Origin of the sequence: Rossellomorea sp. NPDC077527 (genome assembly GCF_044542955.1) — a bacterium.
Taxonomy (GTDB): Bacteria; Bacillota; Bacilli; order Bacillales; family Bacillaceae_B; genus Rossellomorea; species Rossellomorea aquimaris_E.
This window is the reverse complement of sequence record NZ_JBITVL010000004.1, coordinates 355364-378874: the sequence shown is the minus strand read 5'-3', so window position 1 is coordinate 378874 and position 23511 is coordinate 355364. Positions and strand designations below refer to the sequence as shown.

Genomic DNA, 23511 nt, shown 5'->3' with positions numbered 1-23511 from the left:
AAAATAGGATGTTGAGAAGCCTGTAGACTTCTCAACATCCTTCATTACCAGTAGACTCGAGGCATGAAACTAAGGTTTAATCAGAAGGAATAACTTTAACGGTCACTTTCCTTCTTGAACGTGGACCATCGAATTCACAAAGGTATATCCCCTGCCACGTTCCAAGTATTAGGTGACCATCCGAAACGATGAGCGTTTGAGAATGGCCGACGGTACTCGTTTTCAAATGCGCCGCTGTATTCCCTTCACCATGTAGATCGGAAGGATGATGCCAAGGATATACTTCATCTAACCGCCTGAGAAAGTCGGTTTTCACATCAGGGTCGGCATTTTCATTTACTGTGATACCGGCTGTTGTGTGTAGTGATTGCACTACTGCAAGACCTTCTTTCATTCCTGAATGGTAAATGATATCTTGTACATAATCCGTAATGTCGATCATTTCATCACGCTTTTTAGTATCGATCGTGAGTGTTTTATTCATATATATCCCTCATTTCATGTAAGACCTATTCGTTTACATTCCTCTTAGAGCTGAAGTTGAAACCTGTTTTCGTTAAGTCGTACCCTGCCGATGATATGGGCAACTTCGTCCGCTCCAATTTCTTCTACGACAATTTCCTTTACAACGGTTTGAAAGTTTTCTGCCCAATCCTGATAGTCCTCAACGACGGCAGTCCATTTTTCCCGATCCGCGAGCCTTCCTAGAGTCATATGGGGGATGTATGTAATATGAACATTCCGAAAAGAGGACAGAATTCCTTTGTATAATTCATCGTGTAAATGTATAAGTGGATCGTTTCCCTGTTTAACATTCAAGAATAAATATTCTTCATCAGATCCAGTCATGCCATTCATAGTAAGGCTGAACGGAGAAAAGAGGTTCGCAACTGATTCAACATGCTGAATCAGTTCCTTTTGGGGTATGCATGAATCAAATGGGAAAACGAGTGTGATATGGGGAGGGATTTTGTTTGATAGTGGATCGTATCTCTTTCTGATTTCCTGTATTTTGTTAGGTGTATGAAATGTAGGAAAGATATGAATGGCCCTTTTCATCTATTTGCTCCTTTATTGACAAGTGGATTCCTGATTTTCAAGGATTGTGTAATCTTTACGTTTGAATGATGCGTTGAAGCATTTTCCCTCGGTCGTTTTATAAAGAGCCCTATAGATTTTGTTCTTGCTGGTTGTAGTATGAGTCTGAATGATTCCAACTATGGTTGCCTGGGGGGAAACTTTGTGTATCGCTGATTCAATACCGGAATGCAACATGACCCGTTTGTATGAGTAAACGAAAATGACGAATGCTACGAGAAAGATGAACCCCCACCTTAATCCCGTTAAAAGTGCTGTCTTGTTCATATAGAACCTCCATCTCCCTCACTGATTTACCTTCTTTCAAGGGTATGAAACAGAGCGGATGATCGCCCTGTTTCATACCCTTAACTTATTAAATAAACGTTTAGCGAGAGATAAGGCCGCTTCATTATCCCCGTGCAGACAAACCGTGTCTGCAAGGATGGAAACAATCTTCCCATCGATTGACACCACTTCCTGTTTTTCCACCATTCGAAGGACTTGCTCTTCCACTTCCTTCTCATTATGTAGTACGGCATTTGGAAGAGAGCGTGGAGTTAATGTACCATCGGATTGATAGGATCGATCTGCAAAAACTTCATGAGCGACGTGTAAGCCGATTTCTTCGCCGGCTCTCGTGAGTTCGCTTTGTGATAATCCGAATAGAGTCAGGGTAGGGTCTACGTCGTATACGGCTTCAGCAATCGATTTAGCAAGTGTGAAATCCTTGGCAGCCATATTGTATAAAGCTCCATGAGGCTTTACATGTGATAGCTTCCCACCCTGTGCCTTTACAAAACCGTTGAGTGCACCAATCTGATATTGGATGAAAGCATAGGCCTCCTCAGGTGAGATGTGCATCATTCTTCTACCAAATCCCTGAAGATCGGGTAACCCCGGGTGAGCGCCAATGTTTACATGATGCTTCAGTGCATTTGTAACGGTTTGTTTCATAACAAGGGGATCACCTGCATGAAAACCGCATGCAATGTTAACTGACGTAACATAATTCATCATTTCTTCATCTTTGCCGACCGTATATGTACCAAAACTTTCTCCTAAATCACAATTTAAATCGATTTTCATTTTTTCATCCTTTCAACCATGAGATGTATTGTAACATTCTGAATTCTTATTTATCATAACATAAAACCTGCTTAGCTGTTTAATTGTTGATAGACTTCCTCCTAGATCGAATATATTCTCATCAAATTTTAATCTTGTTTTAATAGAGTTCACTTTTTCGGGCGATACAATGAATCTTGCTTATGAATAAGGATTTATCACTCCCTAAACAGAATGAAAGTGGGGTAGCTTTCTGATCTGTTTAAATCTTTATTATGTAAGACCCATTCTAATTTCTTTCCTTTGAAGACAAAAGCCTTGCTGAAGCTTTTGTCTTCTTTTTTTTGCACGATTATTTCGCTGAGAGTGACTTTACTAATGACTGTTTTCGTAAACATTATTGTTTAGGAAGGTAAGGAGTTGTGGTTGATTTCCCTCCAATCAACTTTCCCAGCAAAAATGTTTCAGTATAATCGGGTACGGGTCAGGATACTTACACCATCTCTTTTTCTAGTAGTTGCAGAGATCAATTATAGTTAATAGTACTAATTCTCTTTCTTAACTATTTATAGTATTTTTTTGTTCTGTTAACACTTGCTACTTTAGAGGGTGAAGGGAACTGCGGAGACTCAAACGGGCGTGGCGAGACCCCGGAAGCGGTCTTTGCTGAGGAGGATCGGCCGAACGTCAATAATTTTTGCGGAAAAAGCCTTATTAATAAAGGACAAATGATTGCCAAAACTGTATCAGGAAGGGAAACGGTGGATTAAAAGATCGTAATCTTTCAATGAAAAAGGACAGAGAAATTAATTCTCTGTCCTTCATGTAGACACGTTATTGGGGATGATGAAGCTTTAATTTCACTTTATAATACCATTCTTTCATTTTCCCTTCATTTTTATCCCTTTTGGATGGATCGTCCATGATCTTTGACCGTAAAAAATAATACACCATTTCTTCCACTAGGATGAGCAGGATAAAGAAAGATACGATTACAATGAGCAACGTCATACAGATTCCCCCTTTTGCATCTCTTCCATATTTATGGTTATATCTACCACAATATGAAAAAACATAAACCATGAACGATTGGGGGGGGTACACTGATAAACCTTATAAAAAAACGGAACCAACCATGGCCCCGTTTTTTGTCATGCCTTTTTCGGTGATAATGAAGGTGTCTGAGAGACAGGAGTCTTAATGAAAAAGATACCAACAAGACTTGAGAAGATACTGAGACTGATAAAAATAATAAAAATGGTCATTGGTTCAATGAGTGCCACGATAGGAGGTCCCAAAGCGACACCAGTGAACCTCATGGAACTGTAAATAGACGTTATTGTGCCACGATGTTCCTTTTCGATACCTTCTGTGATCAATGCATCCAGACAAGGCAAAGCTGCCCCCATACCGATACCTGCAATGGAAAAGATGGTTATTATGATCCATTTTCCTTCACTAAATAATAAAGGAATGAACGCAACCGAGCTCATCAAGGTCCCTAATACAATCACCCACTTCATTATACCCTTGCTTTTTCCAATCCATTTTCCTGTGATATAGGATGTCAAACATAAAAAAAGAAGGGGAATGGCCAGATAAAACCCTTTCATGACTCCATTGATGCTATAAGCCTGTTCCAGTAAGGTTGACAAATAATATAGAAATCCAAAAAGTATGAACATAGAAAGAATGCCGATGATGAAAATTCCGAATATCCATTTCCTTTCCTTAACAAGAAGGACTTTCACTTCATGTGTGAACTCTTTGATGGTCTGCTTTGTATCTTCCCCTTTAATAGGAGGTACTTTGACAAAGTACAGAATGAGAACAATTGAAATGGCAGAAAAGACTGGAATGGAAAAGAAGGGAATAAACCAAATCCATGCAGCAAATAATGCGCCTAATACCGGGCTCAATACCTTTCCGAACGTGTTGGATGTTTCAATGAGTCCAAGCCCCTTGGTGATCTGATCATCCTCGTCATACAAATCACCAACTGTGGGAATAACTACCGGGAAGGCTCCCGCAGCACCAATTCCTTGAATGATCCTTCCGACGATGATAAAGAGATAAGCATTTGAACCATAAATCGACGCAAAGCCACATAGGAGACCACCAATTCCAGCTATGACCAGACTGGGTATCAAAATTTTCTTCCTACCGAAGCGATCAGACAAGAATCCCGCTATGGGAATGCACAGGATGGCAATAATGGAATAGACAGTGATGATCAGGCTGGATTGAAAACCAGTTATGGTTAATTCTTTCTCCAATTGAGGAAGAACAGGAATTAACATGGAATTTCCAAGGGTCATTACTAAAGGAATAGATGATAATGCAAACAAATCTAACGTTTTCTTGCTATCCATTTCGTGCACCTCATTCTTATTTATACACAGCTAATTTTCCTCAACGGGAGTGTTTTCATACCACCATTTTAAATTGATTGTAATTTTATTATGTAAACCTAAGAATCTCTTAATGAAAATTCACCCTTTTCTCATTCTATTTTAATGATGGTGGAGGAAAATCAAAGTAATGATAAAAGGGAGGTTAGAACCATGTGGATTCGAATTATTCCTATATTATTTTTCAGTTTTACTGCCATTACATTAATGACTTATCAAGGTATTGAAATATTCCATGCCCTTAATGATTTTATTTTTAATAAAACTAAATTAAAATAAGGTGTAATAAGCATTTGAGCAGGTGATTGTGTGAAAAGGATCTTAGTCATTGAAGATGAGAAGAATCTATCCAGGTTTATCGAATTGGAACTCAAATATGAAGGGTATGATGTAGGTCTCGCCTTCGACGGGAGGGATGGCCTGGAACAGGCTCTTGAAGAGGAATGGGACATCATATTGTTGGACTTGATGCTTCCCGGTTTGAATGGTCTGGAGGTATGCAGGCGGATACGTCAAGTGAAATCCATTCCAATTCTAATGATAACGGCAAGGGATAGCGTGATGGACCGTGTATCGGGACTAGACAGCGGTGCGGACGATTATATTGTCAAACCGTTTGCCATCGAAGAGTTATTAGCAAGACTCAGGGCCGTTTTCAGACGTGCTATAAAAGAGGAAACGGTTGTTACCCAGACTACTTTTCATTTCCGGGATATCACCGTACACAAAGAATCCAGGCAGGTTTTTAAGCTTGAAGAAGAAATTGAGGTGACGAAAAGGGAATATGACCTTTTACTCGCCTTTTTAGAGAATAAGAATATTGTGTTGACCCGGGAAGTTTTATTGAACAAAGTATGGGGATACGATACTGAAGTAGAAACGAATGTTGTGGATGTTTACGTCAGGTACTTAAGGAATAAAATTGATTCACCAGACGAAGAGAGCTATATCCAAACCGTACGTGGAACGGGTTATGTGATGAGGACATGAATACACACTTCCATCGTTTAAAGCCTTCATCCCTTAAGGTGAAGTGGGCTATGGCTGCCGGTTCAGCCATATTCCTTGCTTTTTTCTTGTTCAGTTTCTTTCAATATCACGCCATTAATAAGTGGATGCTAGATGAGGAGGAAAACAATTTTGGCCGGGTTTTGGATGAAATCAACGTGTTCTTTAAACAAAGGGGCCAAAATATTCAAGTTCAGGATATTTATGATAGCCGGGATTTGATGAAACAAATTGCAGAAAAAGACCAGACAATACGGATTTTGGATCGTCAAGGAAATCAAGAATTGGAAATCAAAGGAGAGAATGAAACATCCTTTTATGTTCCGTTTCAACCTGTCCACGATAAATCTGTAACACTGATTGAATCTGAGGGAAAGAAAATGCTTATTGGACGCTCCCCGATTCAATCCAGCCGATTTAATGGGTTTGTAGAAATCATACAACCATTGAACCGCTATGAAAAGATTATGAAAAACCTTTTCTGGATGATGACCATTACAGGGATTTTGGCACTTCTGATCAGTGCAGTCGTTGGCTATTATATGGCTAAAAGATTTGTACGTCCCCTGAACAAGCTTTCTGAAACGATGAGATCGATTGAAAGAAAAGGGTTTCACGAACGAGTCGAAATTGTAAAGGCGCATGATGAAATCAGTGATTTGTCCCAGATTTTCAATAAAATGATGAGTCAGATCGAAAAATCCTTTCAGCAGCAACAACAATTCGTGGAAGATGCTTCCCATGAATTGAGAACCCCCATTCAGGTACTCGAAGGGCATCTTGCGTTATTGAACAGATGGGGAAAAAAGGATCCAACCATCCTGGAAGAATCCCTGCAAGTGTCCTTGGAAGAATTGGAAAGGGTTAAGCGGCTGGTAGGTGAATTGCTGGAGCTTTCCAGGGCGGATCGGGAGAAGTTCGATTTGGAAAACGCACGGGCAAATGTCCAGAAAGTAGTGGACAAAGTGATAAGGGACTTTCGGTTCCTTCATAAGGAATATACATTCTCTTCCTTTGATGAGTTAAATCGGGAAGCTGTGGTGACTATCATGCCACGGCACCTTGAGCAGATCATGATTATTCTGCTGGATAACGCAGTCAAGTATTCTGATGAGAATTCAACTATAGAAGTGAAGATGATGGAGCATCAAGGGGAAGTGATGATCGAGGTAAAGGATGAGGGAATCGGTATCCCTGAAGAAGATCTTCCAAAAGTCTTCGATCGTTTTTATCGTGTAGATAAAGCGAGAAGCAGGGAGAAGGGTGGATATGGACTTGGTTTGGCCATTGCATCAAAGCTCATCCAGAACTATGACGGTGAAATCACGGCCTTGAGAAACCAACCTGATGGAACCATCATACGGATTTCCCTTAGATATGCCCATTAACATTTCAGACGTCTCAGTACTTTTCTGAGACGTCTATTTCTGTGTACTGCATATCAATGCTTTTAGGGATTTTCAGTTCCAGGATACCTTCCCTGAATTGAGCCACAGCCCCTTTTTTCTTTACTAAACAAGGAAGAGTGATCACTTGTCTTTCTTCATTCCCCGGAATGTTCTCTATGATGGCCTGATTGGACGTGTGGAATATTTTTAAATTCTTCATCCATTCCTCGTTTGGAATGTGAAAACGGATATAGATGTCTTCAAATGTTTCAAAGACACTGGCAGGAATGGCAGAAGGAGAACGTTCATCTTCCTTCGGTTTGTTTTTCTGCCCATGATTCCCCATCGGATTCATAAAGGACTGAGCCCCGTTCATCATTTCATTCGGATTCATCATGCTTTCCCATCCGCCCGGGAACATATTTTTCATCATTCCTTGTATATAGGAATCCATTTCTTTCGGGTTCATTTGGTTCATTTGGTCTTTCATCCCTTTATTGAAAGGAAATAAACTCCATGGGAACATGTGAACCACCTCACTTTAAACAGTATTGGTGAGTTTCTTTCTTGTTACATCCTATGCAATGGGTGGGCGATGAGTTCATTTTAAGGGGATGACGAAAAATCTGTATCTATTACTCTATAAACATATTACTAAATAAAAAATCATCAAAATTAACAAAAAATATTTGGTTTTTTTAGGTAACAGTAGTAAGATGGTTTATGAAAAAAGCACACTCAAAAAGGGATACAAGAAGGTGAATGAGAAAGCGCTTAATAAAATGTTATTTCAGAATAGTCGATTTAAGAAGAGGTTTCCCAAAGATTTATTATGGGAATATAAGTAATTGACACGTACGAAATGCGGAAAACAAAATTTTGAGAAATTTGCTATAAAGACTTTATCTTACTACTGCACAGTGATAAAATGTCCTTGTAAGCGTTTTTATGTAGTAAAAATTACTATTCTTGCATAACGAAATTTGAATAATGAATTGTAAGAATACATGATACCCAAATTATACTAACTGGCAAAATAGTTGGAGGTTTTTCACAATGAAAAAGCAATCTGCAAAAGGGGAACCGTGGCAATCGTTTTACGGACCAAACCTGGGTTATGTAATGGAGGTTTATGAACAATTCCTTGAAGATCCATCAGAGGTAGATCCTGAGCTAAAGGAATTATTTGAACAATGGGGACCTCCTACAGTTGAAGATGTCAAGGTCATCGCCAGCGCACAGCATGGAGACTCGTCCTTTACACTACCTGAACAGCCAACCGCTCTTAGTAAAATGGTGGCTGCGGTTAAATTAGCAGATAATATTCGTACATATGGTCATTTGGCTGCGGATATTAATCCCCTTAATGACCGGAATAAGGACACAAGAAGAATCGAACTGTCTGAGTTTAATCTTACGGAAGACGATTTAAAGCAAATCCCTGTGGATTTCCTATGTCCGAATGCACCTTCTCACATTAAAGACGGTTTACAGGCGATTCAACACTTAAGGCAGGTCTATACAAATAAATTGGCATTTGAATATGCCCATGTACATGAACTTGAAGAAAAGAACTGGCTAAGAGAAAAAATTGAATCTGAATCCTATTTCAGTCCACTTTCAAAGGATAAAAAAGTCGCATTATTAAGACGACTTGCTCAAGTGGACGGCTTTGAAAAATACGTACACCGTACCTTTGTAGGCCAAAAACGCTTCTCGATTGAAGGGTTGGATGCAATGATTCCATTATTGGACGAAATGGTCCGTTATTCAGTTGAATCCGGTGCTAAAACAGTGAATATCGGTATGGCGCATCGAGGACGCTTAAACGTATTGGCTCATGTGATCGGGAAACCGTATGAAATGATCTTTGCAGAATTTCAACATGCGCCGAGCAAGGATTTAATTCCTTCTGAAGGCTCGATTGGCATTACATTCGGATGGACGGGTGATGTTAAGTATCATCTTGGGGCTGACCGTGAAATCTCCCCACAACAATCACCTACGGCACGCGCACGGGTGACACTTGCCAACAACCCGAGTCACCTGGAAGTTGTGAGCCCGATCGTTGCCGGATATACACGTGCAGCTCAGGAAGTTAGAGAAGAAAAGGGATACCCAGAGCAATCACCGGAAGCATCCTATGCTGTCATGATTCATGGAGATGCTGCGTTCCCTGGTCAAGGTGTTGTGGCTGAAACTTTAAATATGAGTCAACTTCGCGGGTATAATACAGGAGGCTCGATACACCTCATCGCCAACAATATGATTGGTTTCACGACAGAGAGCCGCGATTCACGTTCGACGAAATATGCATCTGATACTGCTAAAGGATTCGAGGTCCCTATCGTGCATGTCAATGCGGATGATCCAGAAGCTTGTCTTGCTGCTGCGGTACTTGCCTATGAATATCGTAAAACATTTGGAAAGGATTTTGTCATTGATTTAATCGGTTACCGTCGATTTGGACACAATGAAATGGACGAACCGATGGTGACTAATCCATTGATGTATTCTGTCATTCAGAATCATCCGAATGTTAAGAAGATGTATGCAGATAAGCTAATATCTGAGGGGGTTTTGACTGATTCAGATGTGGAGAAGATGGATACTGAAATCGAAGAAGAGTTGAAAGCTGCGTATGATAAAGTACCGGCAAAAGATGATGATCCCGACACAGTTCTGGCTCCTCCTGAGGATGTAGCAAACGGGCTACCGGAAATCAATACGAGCGTTGATTTTGAAAAGCTTGAAGGTCTTAACAATGAACTTCTTCAATGGCCAGATGGATTTAATGTATTCAAGAAATTAGATCGCATCTTGAAGAGGAGAAGTCAGGTATTTGAAGGCAAAGGGAAAATTGATTGGGCACATGCCGAGACACTGGCATTTGCTTCTATATTAAAGGACGGTACGCCGATTCGATTGACCGGTCAGGACTCTGAGAGGGGAACATTTGCTCAGCGCCACTTGGTACTTCATGATGAGAAATCCGGTGAGGAATACATTCCTTTACACAACCTGAAGGATAGCCATGCATCATTTGTTGTCCATAACAGTCCTCTTACCGAAACAGCAGTTGTCGGATATGAATATGGGTATAATGTATTCGCTCCAGAAACACTGGTGCTGTGGGAAGCCCAATTTGGTGACTTCTCGAACATGGCACAAGTGATGTTTGATCAGTTCATTTCTGCCGGAAGGGCAAAATGGGGACAAAAAACAGGTCTTGTCATGCTTCTTCCACATGGATATGAAGGACAGGGACCTGAACACTCCAGCGCCCGTCTTGAACGATTTTTACAGCTTGGTGGAGAATATAACTGGACAGTTGCCAATTGTTCCACAGCCGGTCAATACTTCCATATTTTAAGACGTCAGGCAGCCATCTTACAAAAAGAAGAAGTTCGGCCACTGGTCATTATGACGCCGAAAAGTTTACTTCGTAATCAATTTGCAGCCGTCACTGCAGATGAATTAGCACAGGGTGAATTCCATTCAGTCCTTGAACAAAAAGGTCTTGGAGAAAATCCCGATGCCGTTGAAAGAGTGGTATTATGCAGTGGGAAGATTGCAATTGATTTAGAAGAGAAGCTTCAGGATATCGATGATAAAGATTGGTTGCATATATTAAGAGTCGAAGAAATTTATCCTTTCCCTAAAGGAGATATAACAGCCATCTTAGAAAGATATCCAAATCTAAAAGAATTGGTCTGGATTCAGGAAGAACCTAAGAATATGGGGGCATGGACCTTCGCGGAGTCACGACTCAGAGACCTTGCACCAAAGGGAGTAGAGGTTCATTATGTCGGTCGTCGCAGACGTTCCAGTCCATCAGAAGGGGAACCGACTGTACACAAAAAAGAACAATCACGGATTATTACCGAAGCGTTAACCCGATAAGAAAGAGGAGGACATCACAGTGGCAGAAATTAAAGTTCCAGAATTAGCAGAATCAATTACAGAAGGTACAATTGCACAATGGTTGAAACAACCAGGGGATTATGTTGAAAAAGGCGAATATATTGTCGAGCTTGAAACGGATAAAGTGAATGTTGAAGTCATTTCAGAAGAAGCCGGTACAATCAAAGAGCTAAAGGCAGGCGAAGGTGATACGGTTGAAGTCGGTCAAGTGATTGCCATTGTTGGTGCCGGAGGGGAAGCAGCGTCCACTTCTTCTGAAGCAAAAGAAGATGCGCCAAAGCAAGAAGTGAAGGAAAACAGCACGAATGAAGATGCAACAGCGAAAGAAGATAAAAAGAATCGTCCAATCGCTTCTCCGGCAGCACGAAAATTAGCACGTGAAAAAGGGATTGACCTTTCTGATGTGCCTACAGACCCACTAGGCCGAGTGCGTAAACAGGACATTGAAGCCTATAGCAATAAACCAGCTGAAGCACCTTCTAAACCTTCTGCCGAGGAGAAGAAAGCGCCTGCTAAGAAAGATGATGGAAAGCCGGTAGTACGTGAGAAAATGTCCCGTCGTCGTCAAACGATTGCAAAACGTTTGGTGGAGGTTCAACAAACAGCAGCCATGTTAACGACGTTCAATGAAATTGATATGAGTAAAGTAATGGAGCTGCGTAAACGGAAGAAGGACAAATTCTTTGATGATCATGATGTAAGACTTGGTTTCATGAGTTTCTTCACAAAAGCAGTAGTAGCAGCTTTGAAGAAATACCCTTATGTCAATGCTGAGATTGATGGAGACGAAATTGTCCTGAAAAAATTCTATGATGTCGGTGTAGCCGTGTCTACAGATGACGGGCTTGTTGTACCGGTCGTACGTGATTGTGAGCGCAAGAACTTTGCAGAAATCGAAGGCGAAATTATGGAACTGGCCACTAAGGCTAGAAATAATAAATTATCGCTAGGAGATCTTCAAGGTGGTTCATTTACGATTACGAATGGTGGGGTATTCGGTTCACTTCTGTCCACTCCAATCTTAAACGGACCTCAAGTTGGAATTCTTGGAATGCATAAAATTCAACTTCGTCCTGTAGCCATTGATAAGGATACAATGGAAAATCGTCCTATGATGTACATTGCTTTATCGTATGATCATAGAATCATTGATGGTAAAGAAGCTGTTGGGTTCCTTGCAATGGTGAAAGACTTACTTGAAAACCCTGAAGATTTACTTCTAGAAGGTTAAGCTATCCTGATTGAATAATGATAGATGAATGTTTTGCTGATTCATATGACCATTTATGGTATGTGAATCAGCTTTTTTTTTCACAAATTTTCACCATCAACATAAAATATGGATAAGTAAAATAAAGTTTACTTAAGGCAAATTTGGGACGGCAATCGGAGAGGGTGAAAATATGAAAACATTTCATTCAAAAAAAGTGATCCAATATTCTTATTTATTTCATAAAATGGGACTGCTCGATAGTGAGCAATATAAGCTTATCGAGGAATACCATGGTTCAAAGAAAATGAAAAAAGACAGACTCAAATGAATATGAGTCTGTCTGCCAATTGAATTCTCAGGGGGTGAGATAAAAGCCAAAATTTCTAATTTTATGTTTCTTTACTTGGTCAAGATTTCCTAAAAGGTTTCAATCCACGGTTACGAATTTCTTTCTTTAGAAGCAAAATCCAGTCCTGATCATTCCCTTGTTTCTCAGCATCACGATAAGCTGCTACCAACTGTTCATTACTTAAGATTTTCATGACCAACCTCCCAGGAAATGTATAAAATATAGAATTTTCTATATTTTCTATATATTCTACATAGAAATCACTCATTTGAAAAGAGTTTTTTCGTAAATCACTTCTAAAGTTGGATTTTAAGTTATTTTGTTGTTTTTGGTTTAGATTAGACGATTTTTGTCTACATAATCTAGTTGTGCTTTTTTAATCATGTTGAATAATGTCGCAGATCAGTTCCTTTCCCCCTCAAGCACACATTCAACGACTGAGCATTTGCAGCATCATAGCCTCTGTAAGAATAACAACAATCTTTGCGAAATGATCATTGATAATATAACAATGCAACAAGATCCTATAAATAGATGGTAATTAGTTTGAAAATTTTAATTTTTGTGATAATATACACGAATAAGGAACTGGATTTTCACTTTTGACTAGTGCTGAAGGGTTCCAATCTTCAAATGGTCTAAATAAAGGGGGATATTCATTTGTCGGAGATTTTACACACTACAGTAGGGGATCTTCTCGAAACAAAAGCAAGGATTCAGCCTGATATTGAAGCGGTTGTCTATGCAGACAGGGGATTAAGATGGTCATATTACGATTTTAATCAATTGTCCAGACAGGCTGCAAAAGGATTTATAAAGCTTGGGATCAATAAGGGGGATCATATTGCTATATGGGCATCAAACACACCTGAATGGTTGGTAAGCCAATTCGCCACGGGGAAAATGGGTGCTGTTCTGGTGACCGTCAATACGAACTATCGAACGGCTGAATTAGAATATTTACTAAAACAGTCTGACAGTCAATCCATTATTTTGATGGAAGAATTCAGGGGTGCATCTTATATTGACATGCTTTATGAGATCTGTCCGGAATTGAAATCTTCCAAACCGGGGGAATTAAAGAGTGCAAAACTTCCTTTCCTAAAGAATGTAATTGTTTTAGGGGAAAATTCCTATCCGGGTACATATAGTTGGAAAGATATCATGGATAAGGGAAGAGAGGTAGAGGACCAAGAGCTTGATGAAATACTTTCCAGCCTATCCCCCCATGATGTGATCAATATGCAATATACTTCAGGTACCACGGGCTTTCCAAAAGGGGTCATGCTTACTCACTCCAATATCGTAAACAATGGTTATAACATTGCCGGATGCATGAGGCTTGGTTCTGAGGATCGTTTATGTATTCCGGTTCCTTTCTTTCATTGTTTTGGATGTGTATTAGGGGTACTTGCATGCGTTTCCGTTGGGGCAACAATGGTTCCATTACAGGAATTCGATGCCAGACAGGTCCTTAAGACGGTTCAGGATGAGAAATGTACGGCCCTTCATGGAGTGCCGACTATGTTTATCTCCGAGCTGAACCATCCTGACTTTGAACAATTTGATTTGTCTCATCTGCGAACGGGTATCATGGCAGGGAGCAATTGTCCGATTGAGGTCATGAAAGGTGTTATGGACAAAATGGGAGCGGATGAAATCACGATTGCATATGGACAGACTGAATCATCACCTGTGATTACCCAAACACGTACTCACGATCCAATTGAACTGAAGGTCGAAACCGTTGGGAAAGCACTTCCGAATGTTGAAGTGAAAATTGTGGAGCCTGGTTCAAATCGGGAAGTTCCAAATGGCGTACAGGGTGAATTGTGTACCCGTGGATATCACGTAATGAAGGGGTACTACAAAAATGATGAGGCAACAAGGCATGCGATTGATGAAGATGGATGGCTTCATACAGGTGATCTTGCCGTAATGGATGAACATGGATATTGCAGGATCACTGGAAGGCTGAAAGATATGATCATTCGAGGCGGTGAGAATATTTACCCGAGAGAAATTGAAGAGTTCCTTTATTCCCATCCAAAGGTATTGGATGTTCAGGTCATAGGTATTCCCGATGAGGTATATGGCGAGGAGGTTATGGCCTGGATTATTCTGAAAGAAGGTCAAAACGCAACTTCTGAAGAAATCAGAGAGTATTGTACGGGGAAGATATCCCGCCATAAAATACCAAGATATATTGAATTTACCGATGCCTATCCGATGACTGCTTCAGGGAAAATCCAGAAATTCCGATTAAGAGAGCAAGCAAAACAAACGGCCTTACCGAAAAGAAACTAAAAAATTGAAAGCGTTTCCCGAGAGGACATTCCATATGAATTGGAATGTCCTTTTATCATTAATCGTATAGTGAAGTAGAGAATAACTGAAATTTCCTGGACCGTTTGATAAAATAAAAAAAAGACAATGTATTCGATTAACTATAATAAAGTTATGTTAATAAAAGGAGAGGGATAAAGCAGTGTATGTTTTTGTTTATGGAACGTTAAGAAGGCATGAAAGTAATCATACATTATTAAAGGAAGCTTCATTAGTCCGCGAACAAGCGTGGATTGAGGGGGTCCTTTACGAGACTAATAGAGGTTATCCGGCCCTTAGAGAAGGTGAGGGGACCGTCTATGGAGAAGTATATAAGATTAACTCTGACATATTATCAAAGGTTGATGAATTGGAGGAGTTCCTGGAAGGTCGTGAAAACAACCTTTATATCCGGAAGCTGAAAAAAATCGAAACCGATACAGGAGAACTTGAGGCATTTGTATATTTTTCAGAAAATGAAGCTTTATTCCAAGAAGAAATTCCTTCAGGTGACTGGAAGGTACATCAATTTTTGCAAAGGAAACTTGCAAGAACACTTTATTTTGCATACGGCTCCTGTATGGACGATGACCGATTTAAAAAAGCCCAAGTAGATCAACATTTCATGAATTGTCTTGGGGCAGGTGTTTTGAAAGGATACACAATGAAATATCTCTTTCAGGTACAGGATGGCGGTCGTGGAGACATCATTGAAGATGGAGGCACCATGGAAGGCGTGATATATGATATACCTCAGGAGGCAGTAGAATACTTGTTTACGAGGGAGGGAGTCACCCCGGGTTGGTACAGGGCAGCTTTCATAGACATTATGATAGGAGGCGAACCATTTAAAGATGTATTGACCTTTATTGTGAAGGAGAAGAATGATGAAACATGCCCTCCCGATCACTATGCCAGAGAGATCCTTCGGGGCAGCCATCCACATGTAAGCATGTCCTACCATAAAAGGTTGCAAAGACAATTAGTGGAAATAGGCATGTCAGAGGAGCAAGTAGAAGACCTCCTAAGACCCAGTTAACCGTTGAACTCTAATACACCAGAGTTTCACTTTATCCATCCGGGGGTATTAAAGATATGACCTGGAGGAACTTGTGTGAATATAAATCCCTTCGAGTGAGATGAGGTGTGCTATGGATTTTTTACTTCAATTAGTAGATCAATATGGCTATATCGCGATGTTCCTTTTTAGTTGGGTTGTATTTTTGGGTTTGCCGGTACCAAACGAACTTGCTGCAGCACTAGCCGGTTATCTTTCTGAATGGAGAAATTTTAACCCCTTTACCTCATTTCTGTTTATGTATAGTGGATTAATCTCTTATGGAATCTTTGCCTTCTTGAATGGAAGATACTTTGGTACAAAATTATCTTCTCGACTGATGAATGGGAATAAATCTAAAAAACTCATTGAAAATGGAGAGGGTTGGCTAAATAGGTACGGCCCTTTGGCGATTTCATTCAGCTACTTCATACCCGGAGTCCGATTATTCATGCCCTACATTGCAGGAACGTCAAAAGGAATTTCCTTCATGAAATTCCTCCTCTATGCCCTGCCTTCTGCTTTCGTATGGGGAATCATCTATTTTCAGATTGGACGTTACTTTCCTAAGAGCTTTCAGGTAGTTTTAGAGGAAGTGAGTGTGAAAGCAGGGATTTTCTTTGTACTCCTATTTCTCTTTATGATGGTATCGGGTCTCGTTTTCACCATGAAAAAAAGCAATGCTTCAACCAAATGGAAAAAAGTAAGATATCGAAAATAATAAAAGACTGGTGGAAATCTGGCGTCTCCATCAGCCTTTCTCATCAATTATGATCGTGAAATATTTACCGAACATCCCCATCGCTTTTACCGTGATTTGTGATCCATCCTCATCCTCATAGATCTTGCCGATCGTATTAAAAAATAAATACCCGTTTTTAATATTCGATCCGGTTTCGATCAGAGTGGTGTAAGAATTTCCCTGAGACTTTTTCGTGCACGTAATCGATTCATGACATTCAATATCATATTCATTCAAAAGCCATGTGTAAAACTGTTCTTCATTTGGCCTGTGTGTATTCATATAAACAAACAGTATGATCGAGAAGAGCATCCCTATCTTGGTCAATCCTTTTTTCACTAGTATCTTACCTCTCTAAACCTTTAATCTCCTATAATATACCATATAAATGGTGTGAGGTGACAAAAATCTCAAATATTTGACACAAGTTTTTTCAGGACATCTGCTGAATAATTCAACTGAAGCGAACATATAGATTGTAGTTGAACAAATGCCCCTGTAAGAATATACTAGTAGCATAGTTCTCATCAAAAGGAGGTTATTGATTTGATCCATAAGACGTGGACAGAGCATAATACGAATAAAAAGGTAAAGTGTGTACATACAGATGCAAAGAAATATACAGTTGCAAATGTCCTCACGGTTGGAAAAGAATACGAAGTGAAAAATGAATCCGAAGACTACTACTTCGTAATCGATGAAAGTGGCAAAATGGGTGGCTTCTACAAAGAGTATTTTGAAGAAGTGTAATCCTACTTCCAGCTGATTTCTTCCTGAATGGGGGAAATCGGCTTTTTACATTCTGAATGAAGAATTTTTTCTGGTTTTTCAAGACTGAATTTTCTGGTTGTTATTTAGGTTATGTAGAACAGCTCTGAAAAACTTGATCAGATGGGGAGACGGAATATGCAGCAATTATTTAGTAAACGAGTGATTACTATTCAGGACCGGTCCTCACTTATACAACTTTTTAATAACTATGAATCAAAGGTATATGGTGAGATCCAGACGAGCGAATATGAAATACTGGAAATGATCGAATCTATTCCAGAAAGCGATCGCAAAGGATTATGGCATGATGGGGAATTAGTGGCCATCACTATACTGACAGAAAAGGATCATCGCCTACCCTCTTTAATTCTGGCCAATCCTAATGAACGGATGGACCTTTATATAACGGAGATGGCCAAAGAATTAGTGTCATCCGCTATGATCCGAAAGAGAGATCGTCGTGATACCAAGTCGATCATATTATCTGCAAATTTTGAAGAAGAGATGCGGTCGTTTGAGAAATGTGGATTTATTCCGACCCGTTACTGGTTTCAGATGAAAAAGGATCTTGAATCCCTGACAAATGAAACCTTGCCTTCATCACATCGAATTACCAGCTTCAATCCCGAAACTGAAACCCATGACCTTCATGAACTATTTGAAGACGTTTTCTCTGACCATTTTGATTATCACCCGACTGAGTTAGGAGAATTCAAACAGCGTTTTTATCGTCCATCATTTGATCCGACTCTTTGGTTTCTATTAAAGGAAGGGGATGCGGTGGTCGGATTTATTCTCTGCTCTGTCAATGAAGAAACCAAAATGGGTGAAATTTCTCATCTCGGGATAAAGAGGAACCAGCGTCGAAAAGGGCTTGCTCATTCTCTGCTTTCCTACGCATTCTGGAAATTGAGGGAACGAGGGATGAAAACAGCAGCTCTCTCCGTGGACAGCGATAGCTACACAGACGCCACGATTGTCTATCAAAAAGCTGGTATGTATGTATATAGAGGATTCACTCGTTGTGATTTAAAAATATAGATGTGTGAGAAGCACCCGATCGGGGTGCTTTTTTTGAATGGGTTAAGAGATTAGTTTAAATCAGGAGTGGACAAATTTGGGCAGACCCTTTGCAGTGTAAGCGCTATACCATGTAGAATGACAAGTATGTGAAATGGAAAGGATGTCAAAACATGAATCTGGAAAGAAGCTTACCGGAATCGGTCAATCATACAATAAACGAAAGAAAACAATCATTCGCCTCTACTGGGGATCAATCTTTAATCGGTGAAGGCGGTTATACAGCGAGTGAACAATACATCATAGAGGACAGCATCATCTCACTCTCCTTAGGGAAAAACCTTCTCCTTAAAGGACCAACGGGATCAGGTAAAACAAAGCTCTCCGATACATTATCTTCTATTTTCTCACAGCCGATGCATAGCATTAACTGTTCAGTGGATTTAGATGCGGAAGCATTACTAGGATATAAAACGATCAGTGAAAAAGACGGGAAGAGTACCATTGAATTTATAGAGGGACCTGTCATTCAAGCTATGAAAAAAGGTCATTTGCTCTATATCGACGAAATCAATATGGCTAAACCCGAAACATTGCCGATTCTAAATGGTGTGTTGGATTACAGAAGAAGTATAACGAACCCATTTACAGGGGAAGTGGTGAAAGCTGCACCTTCATTTGGTGTCGTAGCCGCAATAAACGAGGGGTATGTTGGGACCGTCCCATTAAATGAGGCACTTAAAAATCGCTTTGTTGTCATTGATGTACCATATATTGAAGGAGATACGTTAAAGAGTGTCATTGAAAGTCAAAGTAAACTGACAGATCCTTTACTCATCAGCCAGTTTGTCCATTTGTCTTCGGACTTATTAATCCAAGTGAAAAATGGACAAATCTCAGAGGAATCAGCTTCTATACGTGCACTACTGGATGCTTGCGATCTGGCCCTGTATCTTCCAGCGAAGCGTGCTATAAAGAGAGGGATCGTCGATAAGCTTGAAGATGAACGGGAAAAAGCGGCGATTCTGAATATAGCAGAGACATTATTTGAATAATGAGGGATCTATAATGCATCGATTTATACAATTTAATGATGAAAACATTGATTCCTTTTTAGTGATGGAAATGGCAGACCTTACGAAAACACTTTCAAGGAATGCGGATATGAACTTAAAGTACGGTCCATTCTCATATTTGGATCATAAAGAGGAAACGGTCTATGTCAGTCATTTCTGGGATCATCGTAAAAGGGAAGAAGAAGTACATGGGTTGAAAAGTGATGTCTACTTGAGAACAATCGGTAATCTTTATGAAACCGATAATGATGAGGTAAGGAAGTACATCGAGAAAGTGAAATCCACTTCGGTACCCCGTTTCGCCAAGCAATTGTTTGTCATCGGGGAAGAAACAAGGCTGGAGGAAATTTGTAAATCCAAACGCCCAGGTACGAAAAAGCCCTTTGAAACAAGAAGAAAATTGTATCGTCAACACTTTGATGCCCAACTGAAAGTCAACTTGACAAAAAGTGTGTTTACAGATGCACTCTTCAATTCTATATTCCTTCTTCTACATGCTCAGTCACCGTTAGAACAACCGGTGAGTATTAATGAGGATATCGACATGGCCATGCCCTTTATTCACGGACAAATCACACGCTTTTTTGAAACCGGGTCAACAAGAGATGTAGTGAAGGTCGCGTTGGAAATCGTAGAGGTAGTGGATGAAATCGTTCGTAAAGATATGTTAAATGAGTATTTCCACTTGCCTGAAGACGTCTATGAGACGGTTGATCCGTTCAATGAAACATTTGACGATTTAAAGAGAAAGGATCCCCTTCAGAACCAGGATATTCTGGAGGAAGAAAGCACAGGCGAAGAAGAAGTAATGGATGAAGAATTCCGTACCTGGCATAGGGAAACCAGTGATAAAGGGGAATCCTTCCTGCAATTTGATTTAGATCAAGGCTCACAATCCGATCTGATGGGGGAAGGGGTCCGTGAAGGCGATGACGGTGATCAGGCACTGGCCATGGTTCAGGGGTCTGCCCAAGACACGGATCGAGAGCAGTATCACAATGTGAAAGCGCAAGAGATGGAGAGGGAAGAGTCTGGAGGTGGTGAAAGTGAATATGGCAAGGATAATCGATTTGCCGTGCCTCACTTTATCACCCCCGCTGTCCCTACTTCTGAAGAAAAGGATGCGTATAATCACAACAAGGGGCTGATTGCCCCTTATCAAAAAAAACTGCAAAAGATGATTGAGAAGACATTGGAACACAAGCGGATACAGCCTAGAACAGACCTGCATTTTGGAAGATTAAATAAAAAGTTATTGAGATTTATCACGGATGATAATCCAAGGCTTTTCTATAAAAAACAGAATCCATCTTCGGAAATAGATGCTGTGTTCTCTCTACTCGTCGATTGTTCAGGATCCATGTATGACAAAATGGATCAAACGAAGCTTGGAATTACCTTATTTCATGAATCATTAAAGTCAGTTCGTGTACCACATGAAGTCGTCGGCTTTTGGGAAGATACCAATCGTGCCACCAAAACCAGTCAACCCAATTATATGAATCCTGTATTGAATTTCTATACTTCTTTGAAACCAGGAAGTGGTTCAGAAATCATGCAACTTCAACCGGAGGAGGATAATCGGGATGGATTTGCGATCCGGTTAATGACAGAAAGAATTTTGATGCGGAATGAAAAACAGAAATTTCTTCTTGTCTTCTCAGATGGTGAGCCTGCGGCTATGGAATATGAACAAAATGGGATTGTCGATACTCACGAGGCCGTACTGGATGCAAGGAAAAAAGGAATCGAGGTCATTAATGTCTTCTTAGCCAACGGAGAGATAGATGACGCCCAAAGAGCAACCATACAAAATATTTATGGGAATTACAGCATCCTTGTTTCCGATGTAGAGGAGCTCCCGGAAGTATTGTTCCCTTTACTCAGAAAACTATTGTACAAAAGTATTTAAAACACCAAAAAAGACGACTACACTCTGAAACTTGTAGTCGTCTTTTTATTGTAAACATTGCAAGAGATCCACGTCTAGATGGCCCAAGGGGGGAAATCAATTCCGACTTCAGTCTGAAAGAAAATCAATCATCTATCTCATACATTCATATAGCGAATCAAATAAACTGAATGTATCAAGTGAAAAGGGGATGGGATCTTGAACAATTTGTCTGAATTGAATGTAAACATACAAGAATATCATCGAATGAATCAACAGCTGAATCAAGATGGATGGAAAGAGGAATCAACGAATAAAAAACGATATTATATTTGGATTCTGAAAGGCCACTAACAGAAATTAAGGTTTTATTCTCAGAGGGAAAATCTGTATACTAAAGAAGAATGACTTAATGGTAAACATAAGGTCATTCTTTTTTTGGTTGAAAATGGGAGGAAGGCTGGTGAGTCGTTTCTACATAGAAGGGAAAGTTAGTATATAGAAACATTAGGGAAATGGAATGTACAAGGGAGGAAGCGCTGAGTATGCATGAATTGAATATGCACCATATTTTTGAACTGGGTCTTATGTTAGTGATGATAGCAGCCGGAATTACAGCGATTGCGAAGAAATTCAAGCAGCCTTATCCGATTGCTCTCGTTATCGTCGGAGCCCTGATTGGACTATTTAATATACCTGTATTGGAGCCGCTTAAAGATTTCATTACAGAAGGTGAAGTCTTTAATTTTGTCATTATTACGCTGTTTTTACCAGCCCTCCTGGGAGAAGCCGCGCTAAAGCTGCCATATTCCCATCTTAAGGCAAACAAAGAACCGATCATCGCCCTCGCATTCGGAGGAACGCTGATTTCATTCTTGATCATCGGTTTTTCAGCTTACTATTTCTTTGGTTTTTCCATACCGGCGGCATTCGTTTTCGGGGCACTCATGAGTGCAACAGACCCTGTCAGCGTGTTGAGTATTTTCAAAAGCGTCGGAGTGAAGAAAAGATTGGCCGTTGTGATTGAAGGAGAAAGTCTATTCAATGACGGATTGGCCGTTGTACTGTTCAATATTTCCGCCTTTTATCTTGTATCATATATTGATGCAGGTTGGGCAGGACTTGGGAGTGGTATATGGGAGTTCATCAGGGTGGTGTCATTAGGCGTCATCATCGGTGGTTCCTTAGGCTATGCCTTTTCAATATTAACGAAATATTATGATGACTATCCTCTCGAAATCATTTTTAGTGTCATCCTTTTTTACGGCTCTTTCCTTTTGGCGGAAAGTGTTCATGCATCAGGGGTCATTGCCGTGGTCATTGCCGCCTTGATTTTTGGGAATTTCGGCGCGAAAATCGGAATGAGTCCCACTACCAAGCTGAATATCAATAGTTTTTGGGATGTAGCAGCGTTACTTGCCAATTCACTGGTTTTTTTGATGGTCGGCCTTGAGATAACCAGGATCGATCTCCTTGATAAATGGCCATACATATTCGCAGCGATTCTTTTGGTAGTAGTTGCAAGAAGCATTGCAGTATATACAAGCTTATCTCTTATTGGGAACTTTCCGCATATGTGGAAACACATACTGAATTGGGGTGGATTAAAAGGGTCACTGTCAATTGCACTTGTCCTTAGTTTGCCCCGTGACTTCCCGGGAAGGGAAGATGTGCTGATCCTGGGCTTTAGTGTGGTATTATTCAGTCTTGTGGTGCAGGGACTTACCATAAAGCCGTTAATTAACGTATTGGGCATTAAGCCTAAAGAAGAAGGTCAAGATGAATTTCAGAAATTACTAAGTCAGCTTCATCGGTATGAAACAGCAATTTCAGAGATTCATCGAGTGAAACAGAAACTATATATCACTGACCCGGTCTCAGATGAACTCATTGATACGTATAAGAAGAGGATTGATATGCTTCGTGCACAATTAGATGAATTGTTTGAGCGTAATCCTGTGTTAAAAGCAGACCAGCTTTCAACTCTGAAAAAACATGCACTGTACGCTGAATATGATGCGATATCAAGGCTGGAAAAAGAAGAAATCATCAGTAGTTCGATAGCAGAGAAGGAATATGATGCCATCACGGATAGCATTGTTCATAATGAAGAGAAATAATGATATAACTATTCTGTTTTTTATAGTTCAAAAAGAACCCTTCAGCTCAAATGTAATTGAGCTGAAGGGTT

23 protein-coding genes are annotated in these 23511 nt (G+C 40.1%); 14 read left to right on the top strand and 9 right to left on the bottom strand.

All coding sequences use genetic code 11. The features are described from left to right. Positions 1-76 precede the first annotated feature (76 nt). The 6 genes from ACIGG7_RS16335 to ACIGG7_RS16310 all read right to left on the bottom strand — a co-directional run bounded on the left by ACIGG7_RS16335 (position 77) and on the right by ACIGG7_RS16310 (position 4517). Positions 77-484 (bottom strand): secondary thiamine-phosphate synthase enzyme YjbQ, encoded by a 408-nt coding sequence (locus tag ACIGG7_RS16335; protein WP_397550284.1) that lies wholly within the window; start codon positions 482-484, stop codon positions 77-79. A gap of 44 nt (positions 485-528) precedes the next feature. Then, positions 529-1059, bottom strand: coding sequence for a 2'-5' RNA ligase family protein (locus ACIGG7_RS16330; RefSeq protein WP_397550283.1), 531 nt, complete (start codon positions 1057-1059; stop codon positions 529-531). A gap of 12 nt (positions 1060-1071) precedes the next feature. Next, the gene (locus ACIGG7_RS16325; protein WP_397550282.1) at positions 1072-1365 is read right to left on the bottom strand and encodes a hypothetical protein; all 294 of its coding nucleotides are present in this window, start codon (positions 1363-1365) and stop codon (positions 1072-1074) included. A gap of 72 nt (positions 1366-1437) precedes the next feature. Beyond that, a complete protein-coding gene (locus ACIGG7_RS16320) occupies positions 1438-2166 on the bottom strand; it encodes a LamB/YcsF family protein (RefSeq protein ID WP_397550281.1) in 729 nt (242 codons plus the stop codon). 813 nt (positions 2167-2979) lie between these two features. Continuing rightward, positions 2980-3156: a hypothetical protein gene (locus ACIGG7_RS16315; protein ID WP_397550280.1), complete on the bottom strand. Its 177-nt coding sequence runs from the start codon at positions 3154-3156 to the stop codon at positions 2980-2982. A gap of 140 nt (positions 3157-3296) precedes the next feature. Beyond that, entirely contained in the window at positions 3297-4517 is a 1221-nt protein-coding gene (locus tag ACIGG7_RS16310; protein ID WP_224940588.1) for an MFS transporter, read from the bottom strand. A 348-nt stretch (positions 4518-4865) separates the two neighbouring features. Between ACIGG7_RS16310 and ACIGG7_RS16305 the strand changes: the two genes are divergently transcribed. Both ACIGG7_RS16305 and ACIGG7_RS16300 read left to right on the top strand, forming a co-directional pair. Next, positions 4866-5546: a response regulator transcription factor gene (locus ACIGG7_RS16305; protein ID WP_224940589.1), complete on the top strand. Its 681-nt coding sequence runs from the start codon at positions 4866-4868 to the stop codon at positions 5544-5546. After that, positions 5543-6952: a HAMP domain-containing sensor histidine kinase gene (locus ACIGG7_RS16300; RefSeq protein WP_224940590.1), complete on the top strand. Its 1410-nt coding sequence runs from the start codon at positions 5543-5545 to the stop codon at positions 6950-6952. The genes ACIGG7_RS16305 and ACIGG7_RS16300 overlap by 4 nt, the downstream gene beginning before the upstream one ends. A 13-nt stretch (positions 6953-6965) precedes the next feature. Here ACIGG7_RS16300 and ACIGG7_RS16295 read toward each other — a convergent pair whose 3' ends face one another. Beyond that, a complete protein-coding gene (locus ACIGG7_RS16295; protein WP_224940591.1) occupies positions 6966-7478 on the bottom strand; it encodes an Hsp20/alpha crystallin family protein in 513 nt (170 codons plus the stop codon). A gap of 530 nt (positions 7479-8008) precedes the next feature. On the opposite strand from ACIGG7_RS16295, the gene ACIGG7_RS16290 reads away from it, so the two are divergent. From ACIGG7_RS16290 to ACIGG7_RS16280, 3 genes are all read left to right on the top strand, one after another. Further along, on the top strand, positions 8009-10855 hold the full coding sequence (locus ACIGG7_RS16290; protein ID WP_224940592.1) for a 2-oxoglutarate dehydrogenase E1 component: 2847 nt from the start codon (positions 8009-8011) through the stop codon (positions 10853-10855). A gap of 19 nt (positions 10856-10874) precedes the next feature. After that, entirely contained in the window at positions 10875-12107 is a 1233-nt protein-coding gene (gene odhB, locus ACIGG7_RS16285; RefSeq protein ID WP_224940593.1) for a 2-oxoglutarate dehydrogenase complex dihydrolipoyllysine-residue succinyltransferase, read from the top strand. A gap of 172 nt (positions 12108-12279) precedes the next feature. Next, complete coding sequence (locus ACIGG7_RS16280) at positions 12280-12417, top strand: hypothetical protein (RefSeq protein WP_224940594.1); 138 nt, start codon at positions 12280-12282, stop codon at positions 12415-12417. A gap of 79 nt (positions 12418-12496) precedes the next feature. On the opposite strand, the gene sda is transcribed toward ACIGG7_RS16280, so the two are convergent. Continuing rightward, positions 12497-12631 carry a sporulation histidine kinase inhibitor Sda gene (sda, locus tag ACIGG7_RS16275; protein WP_044336757.1) on the bottom strand — a complete coding sequence of 45 codons (135 nt, stop codon included), beginning with the start codon at positions 12629-12631 and terminating at the stop codon, positions 12497-12499. A gap of 476 nt (positions 12632-13107) precedes the next feature. Between sda and ACIGG7_RS16270 the strand changes: the two genes are divergently transcribed. The 3 genes from ACIGG7_RS16270 to ACIGG7_RS16260 all read left to right on the top strand — a co-directional run bounded on the left by ACIGG7_RS16270 (position 13108) and on the right by ACIGG7_RS16260 (position 16541). Beyond that, positions 13108-14745 carry an AMP-binding protein gene (locus ACIGG7_RS16270; protein ID WP_397550368.1) on the top strand — a complete coding sequence of 546 codons (1638 nt, stop codon included), beginning with the start codon at positions 13108-13110 and terminating at the stop codon, positions 14743-14745. Between the two features lie 181 nt (positions 14746-14926). Further along, positions 14927-15802 carry a gamma-glutamylcyclotransferase family protein gene (locus tag ACIGG7_RS16265; RefSeq protein WP_397550279.1) on the top strand — a complete coding sequence of 292 codons (876 nt, stop codon included), beginning with the start codon at positions 14927-14929 and terminating at the stop codon, positions 15800-15802. Positions 15803-15914: 112 nt separating this feature from the next. Beyond that, positions 15915-16541 (top strand): DedA family protein, encoded by a 627-nt coding sequence (locus ACIGG7_RS16260; RefSeq protein ID WP_397550278.1) that lies wholly within the window; start codon positions 15915-15917, stop codon positions 16539-16541. Between the two features lie 30 nt (positions 16542-16571). Here the strand turns inward: ACIGG7_RS16260 and ACIGG7_RS16255 are convergent, their stop codons facing one another. Then, complete coding sequence (locus tag ACIGG7_RS16255; RefSeq protein ID WP_397550277.1) at positions 16572-16901, bottom strand: hypothetical protein; 330 nt, start codon at positions 16899-16901, stop codon at positions 16572-16574. 207 nt (positions 16902-17108) lie between these two features. Here ACIGG7_RS16255 and ACIGG7_RS16250 point away from each other — a divergent pair, with 207 nt between their 5' ends. The 6 genes from ACIGG7_RS16250 (at position 17109) to ACIGG7_RS16225 (ending at position 23440) form a co-directional block, all read left to right on the top strand. Beyond that, complete coding sequence (locus tag ACIGG7_RS16250) at positions 17109-17312, top strand: DUF6501 family protein (protein ID WP_224940598.1); 204 nt, start codon at positions 17109-17111, stop codon at positions 17310-17312. A 156-nt stretch (positions 17313-17468) separates the two neighbouring features. After that, on the top strand, positions 17469-18374 hold the full coding sequence (locus ACIGG7_RS16245) for a GNAT family N-acetyltransferase (RefSeq protein ID WP_397550276.1): 906 nt from the start codon (positions 17469-17471) through the stop codon (positions 18372-18374). A gap of 152 nt (positions 18375-18526) precedes the next feature. Next, positions 18527-19408 carry an ATP-binding protein gene (locus ACIGG7_RS16240; RefSeq protein WP_224940600.1) on the top strand — a complete coding sequence of 294 codons (882 nt, stop codon included), beginning with the start codon at positions 18527-18529 and terminating at the stop codon, positions 19406-19408. Positions 19409-19421: 13 nt separating this feature from the next. Next, positions 19422-21341, top strand: coding sequence for a vWA domain-containing protein (locus ACIGG7_RS16235; protein ID WP_397550275.1), 1920 nt, complete (start codon positions 19422-19424; stop codon positions 21339-21341). Between the two features lie 198 nt (positions 21342-21539). After that, entirely contained in the window at positions 21540-21674 is a 135-nt protein-coding gene (locus tag ACIGG7_RS16230) for a hypothetical protein (RefSeq protein ID WP_263628066.1), read from the top strand. Positions 21675-21865: 191 nt separating this feature from the next. Further along, positions 21866-23440, top strand: coding sequence for a cation:proton antiporter (locus ACIGG7_RS16225; RefSeq protein WP_224940602.1), 1575 nt, complete (start codon positions 21866-21868; stop codon positions 23438-23440). Positions 23441-23511: the final 71 nt, after the last annotated feature.

What these genes read in the sequence shown, in the direction of transcription:
- ACIGG7_RS16335 (WP_397550284.1), bottom strand. Translation starts at nt 484, where the DNA reads ATGAATAAAACACTCACGATCGATACTAAAAAGCGTGATGAAATGATC.
- ACIGG7_RS16330 (WP_397550283.1), bottom strand. Translation starts at nt 1,059, where the DNA reads ATGAAAAGGGCCATTCATATCTTTCCTACATTTCATACACCTAACAAA.
- ACIGG7_RS16325 (WP_397550282.1), bottom strand. Translation starts at nt 1,365, where the DNA reads ATGAACAAGACAGCACTTTTAACGGGATTAAGGTGGGGGTTCATCTTT.
- ACIGG7_RS16320 (WP_397550281.1), bottom strand. Translation starts at nt 2,166, where the DNA reads ATGAAAATCGATTTAAATTGTGATTTAGGAGAAAGTTTTGGTACATAT.
- ACIGG7_RS16315 (WP_397550280.1), bottom strand. Translation starts at nt 3,156, where the DNA reads ATGACGTTGCTCATTGTAATCGTATCTTTCTTTATCCTGCTCATCCTA.
- ACIGG7_RS16310 (WP_224940588.1), bottom strand. Translation starts at nt 4,517, where the DNA reads ATGGATAGCAAGAAAACGTTAGATTTGTTTGCATTATCATCTATTCCT.
- ACIGG7_RS16300 (WP_224940590.1), top strand. Translation starts at nt 5,543, where the DNA reads ATGAATACACACTTCCATCGTTTAAAGCCTTCATCCCTTAAGGTGAAG.
- ACIGG7_RS16295 (WP_224940591.1), bottom strand. Translation starts at nt 7,478, where the DNA reads ATGTTCCCATGGAGTTTATTTCCTTTCAATAAAGGGATGAAAGACCAA.
- ACIGG7_RS16290 (WP_224940592.1), top strand. Translation starts at nt 8,009, where the DNA reads ATGAAAAAGCAATCTGCAAAAGGGGAACCGTGGCAATCGTTTTACGGA.
- ACIGG7_RS16280 (WP_224940594.1), top strand. Translation starts at nt 12,280, where the DNA reads ATGAAAACATTTCATTCAAAAAAAGTGATCCAATATTCTTATTTATTT.
- sda (WP_044336757.1), bottom strand. Translation starts at nt 12,631, where the DNA reads ATGAAAATCTTAAGTAATGAACAGTTGGTAGCAGCTTATCGTGATGCT.
- ACIGG7_RS16260 (WP_397550278.1), top strand. Translation starts at nt 15,915, where the DNA reads ATGGATTTTTTACTTCAATTAGTAGATCAATATGGCTATATCGCGATG.
- ACIGG7_RS16245 (WP_397550276.1), top strand. Translation starts at nt 17,469, where the DNA reads ATGCAGCAATTATTTAGTAAACGAGTGATTACTATTCAGGACCGGTCC.
- ACIGG7_RS16240 (WP_224940600.1), top strand. Translation starts at nt 18,527, where the DNA reads ATGAATCTGGAAAGAAGCTTACCGGAATCGGTCAATCATACAATAAAC.
- ACIGG7_RS16235 (WP_397550275.1), top strand. Translation starts at nt 19,422, where the DNA reads ATGCATCGATTTATACAATTTAATGATGAAAACATTGATTCCTTTTTA.
- ACIGG7_RS16225 (WP_224940602.1), top strand. Translation starts at nt 21,866, where the DNA reads ATGCATGAATTGAATATGCACCATATTTTTGAACTGGGTCTTATGTTA.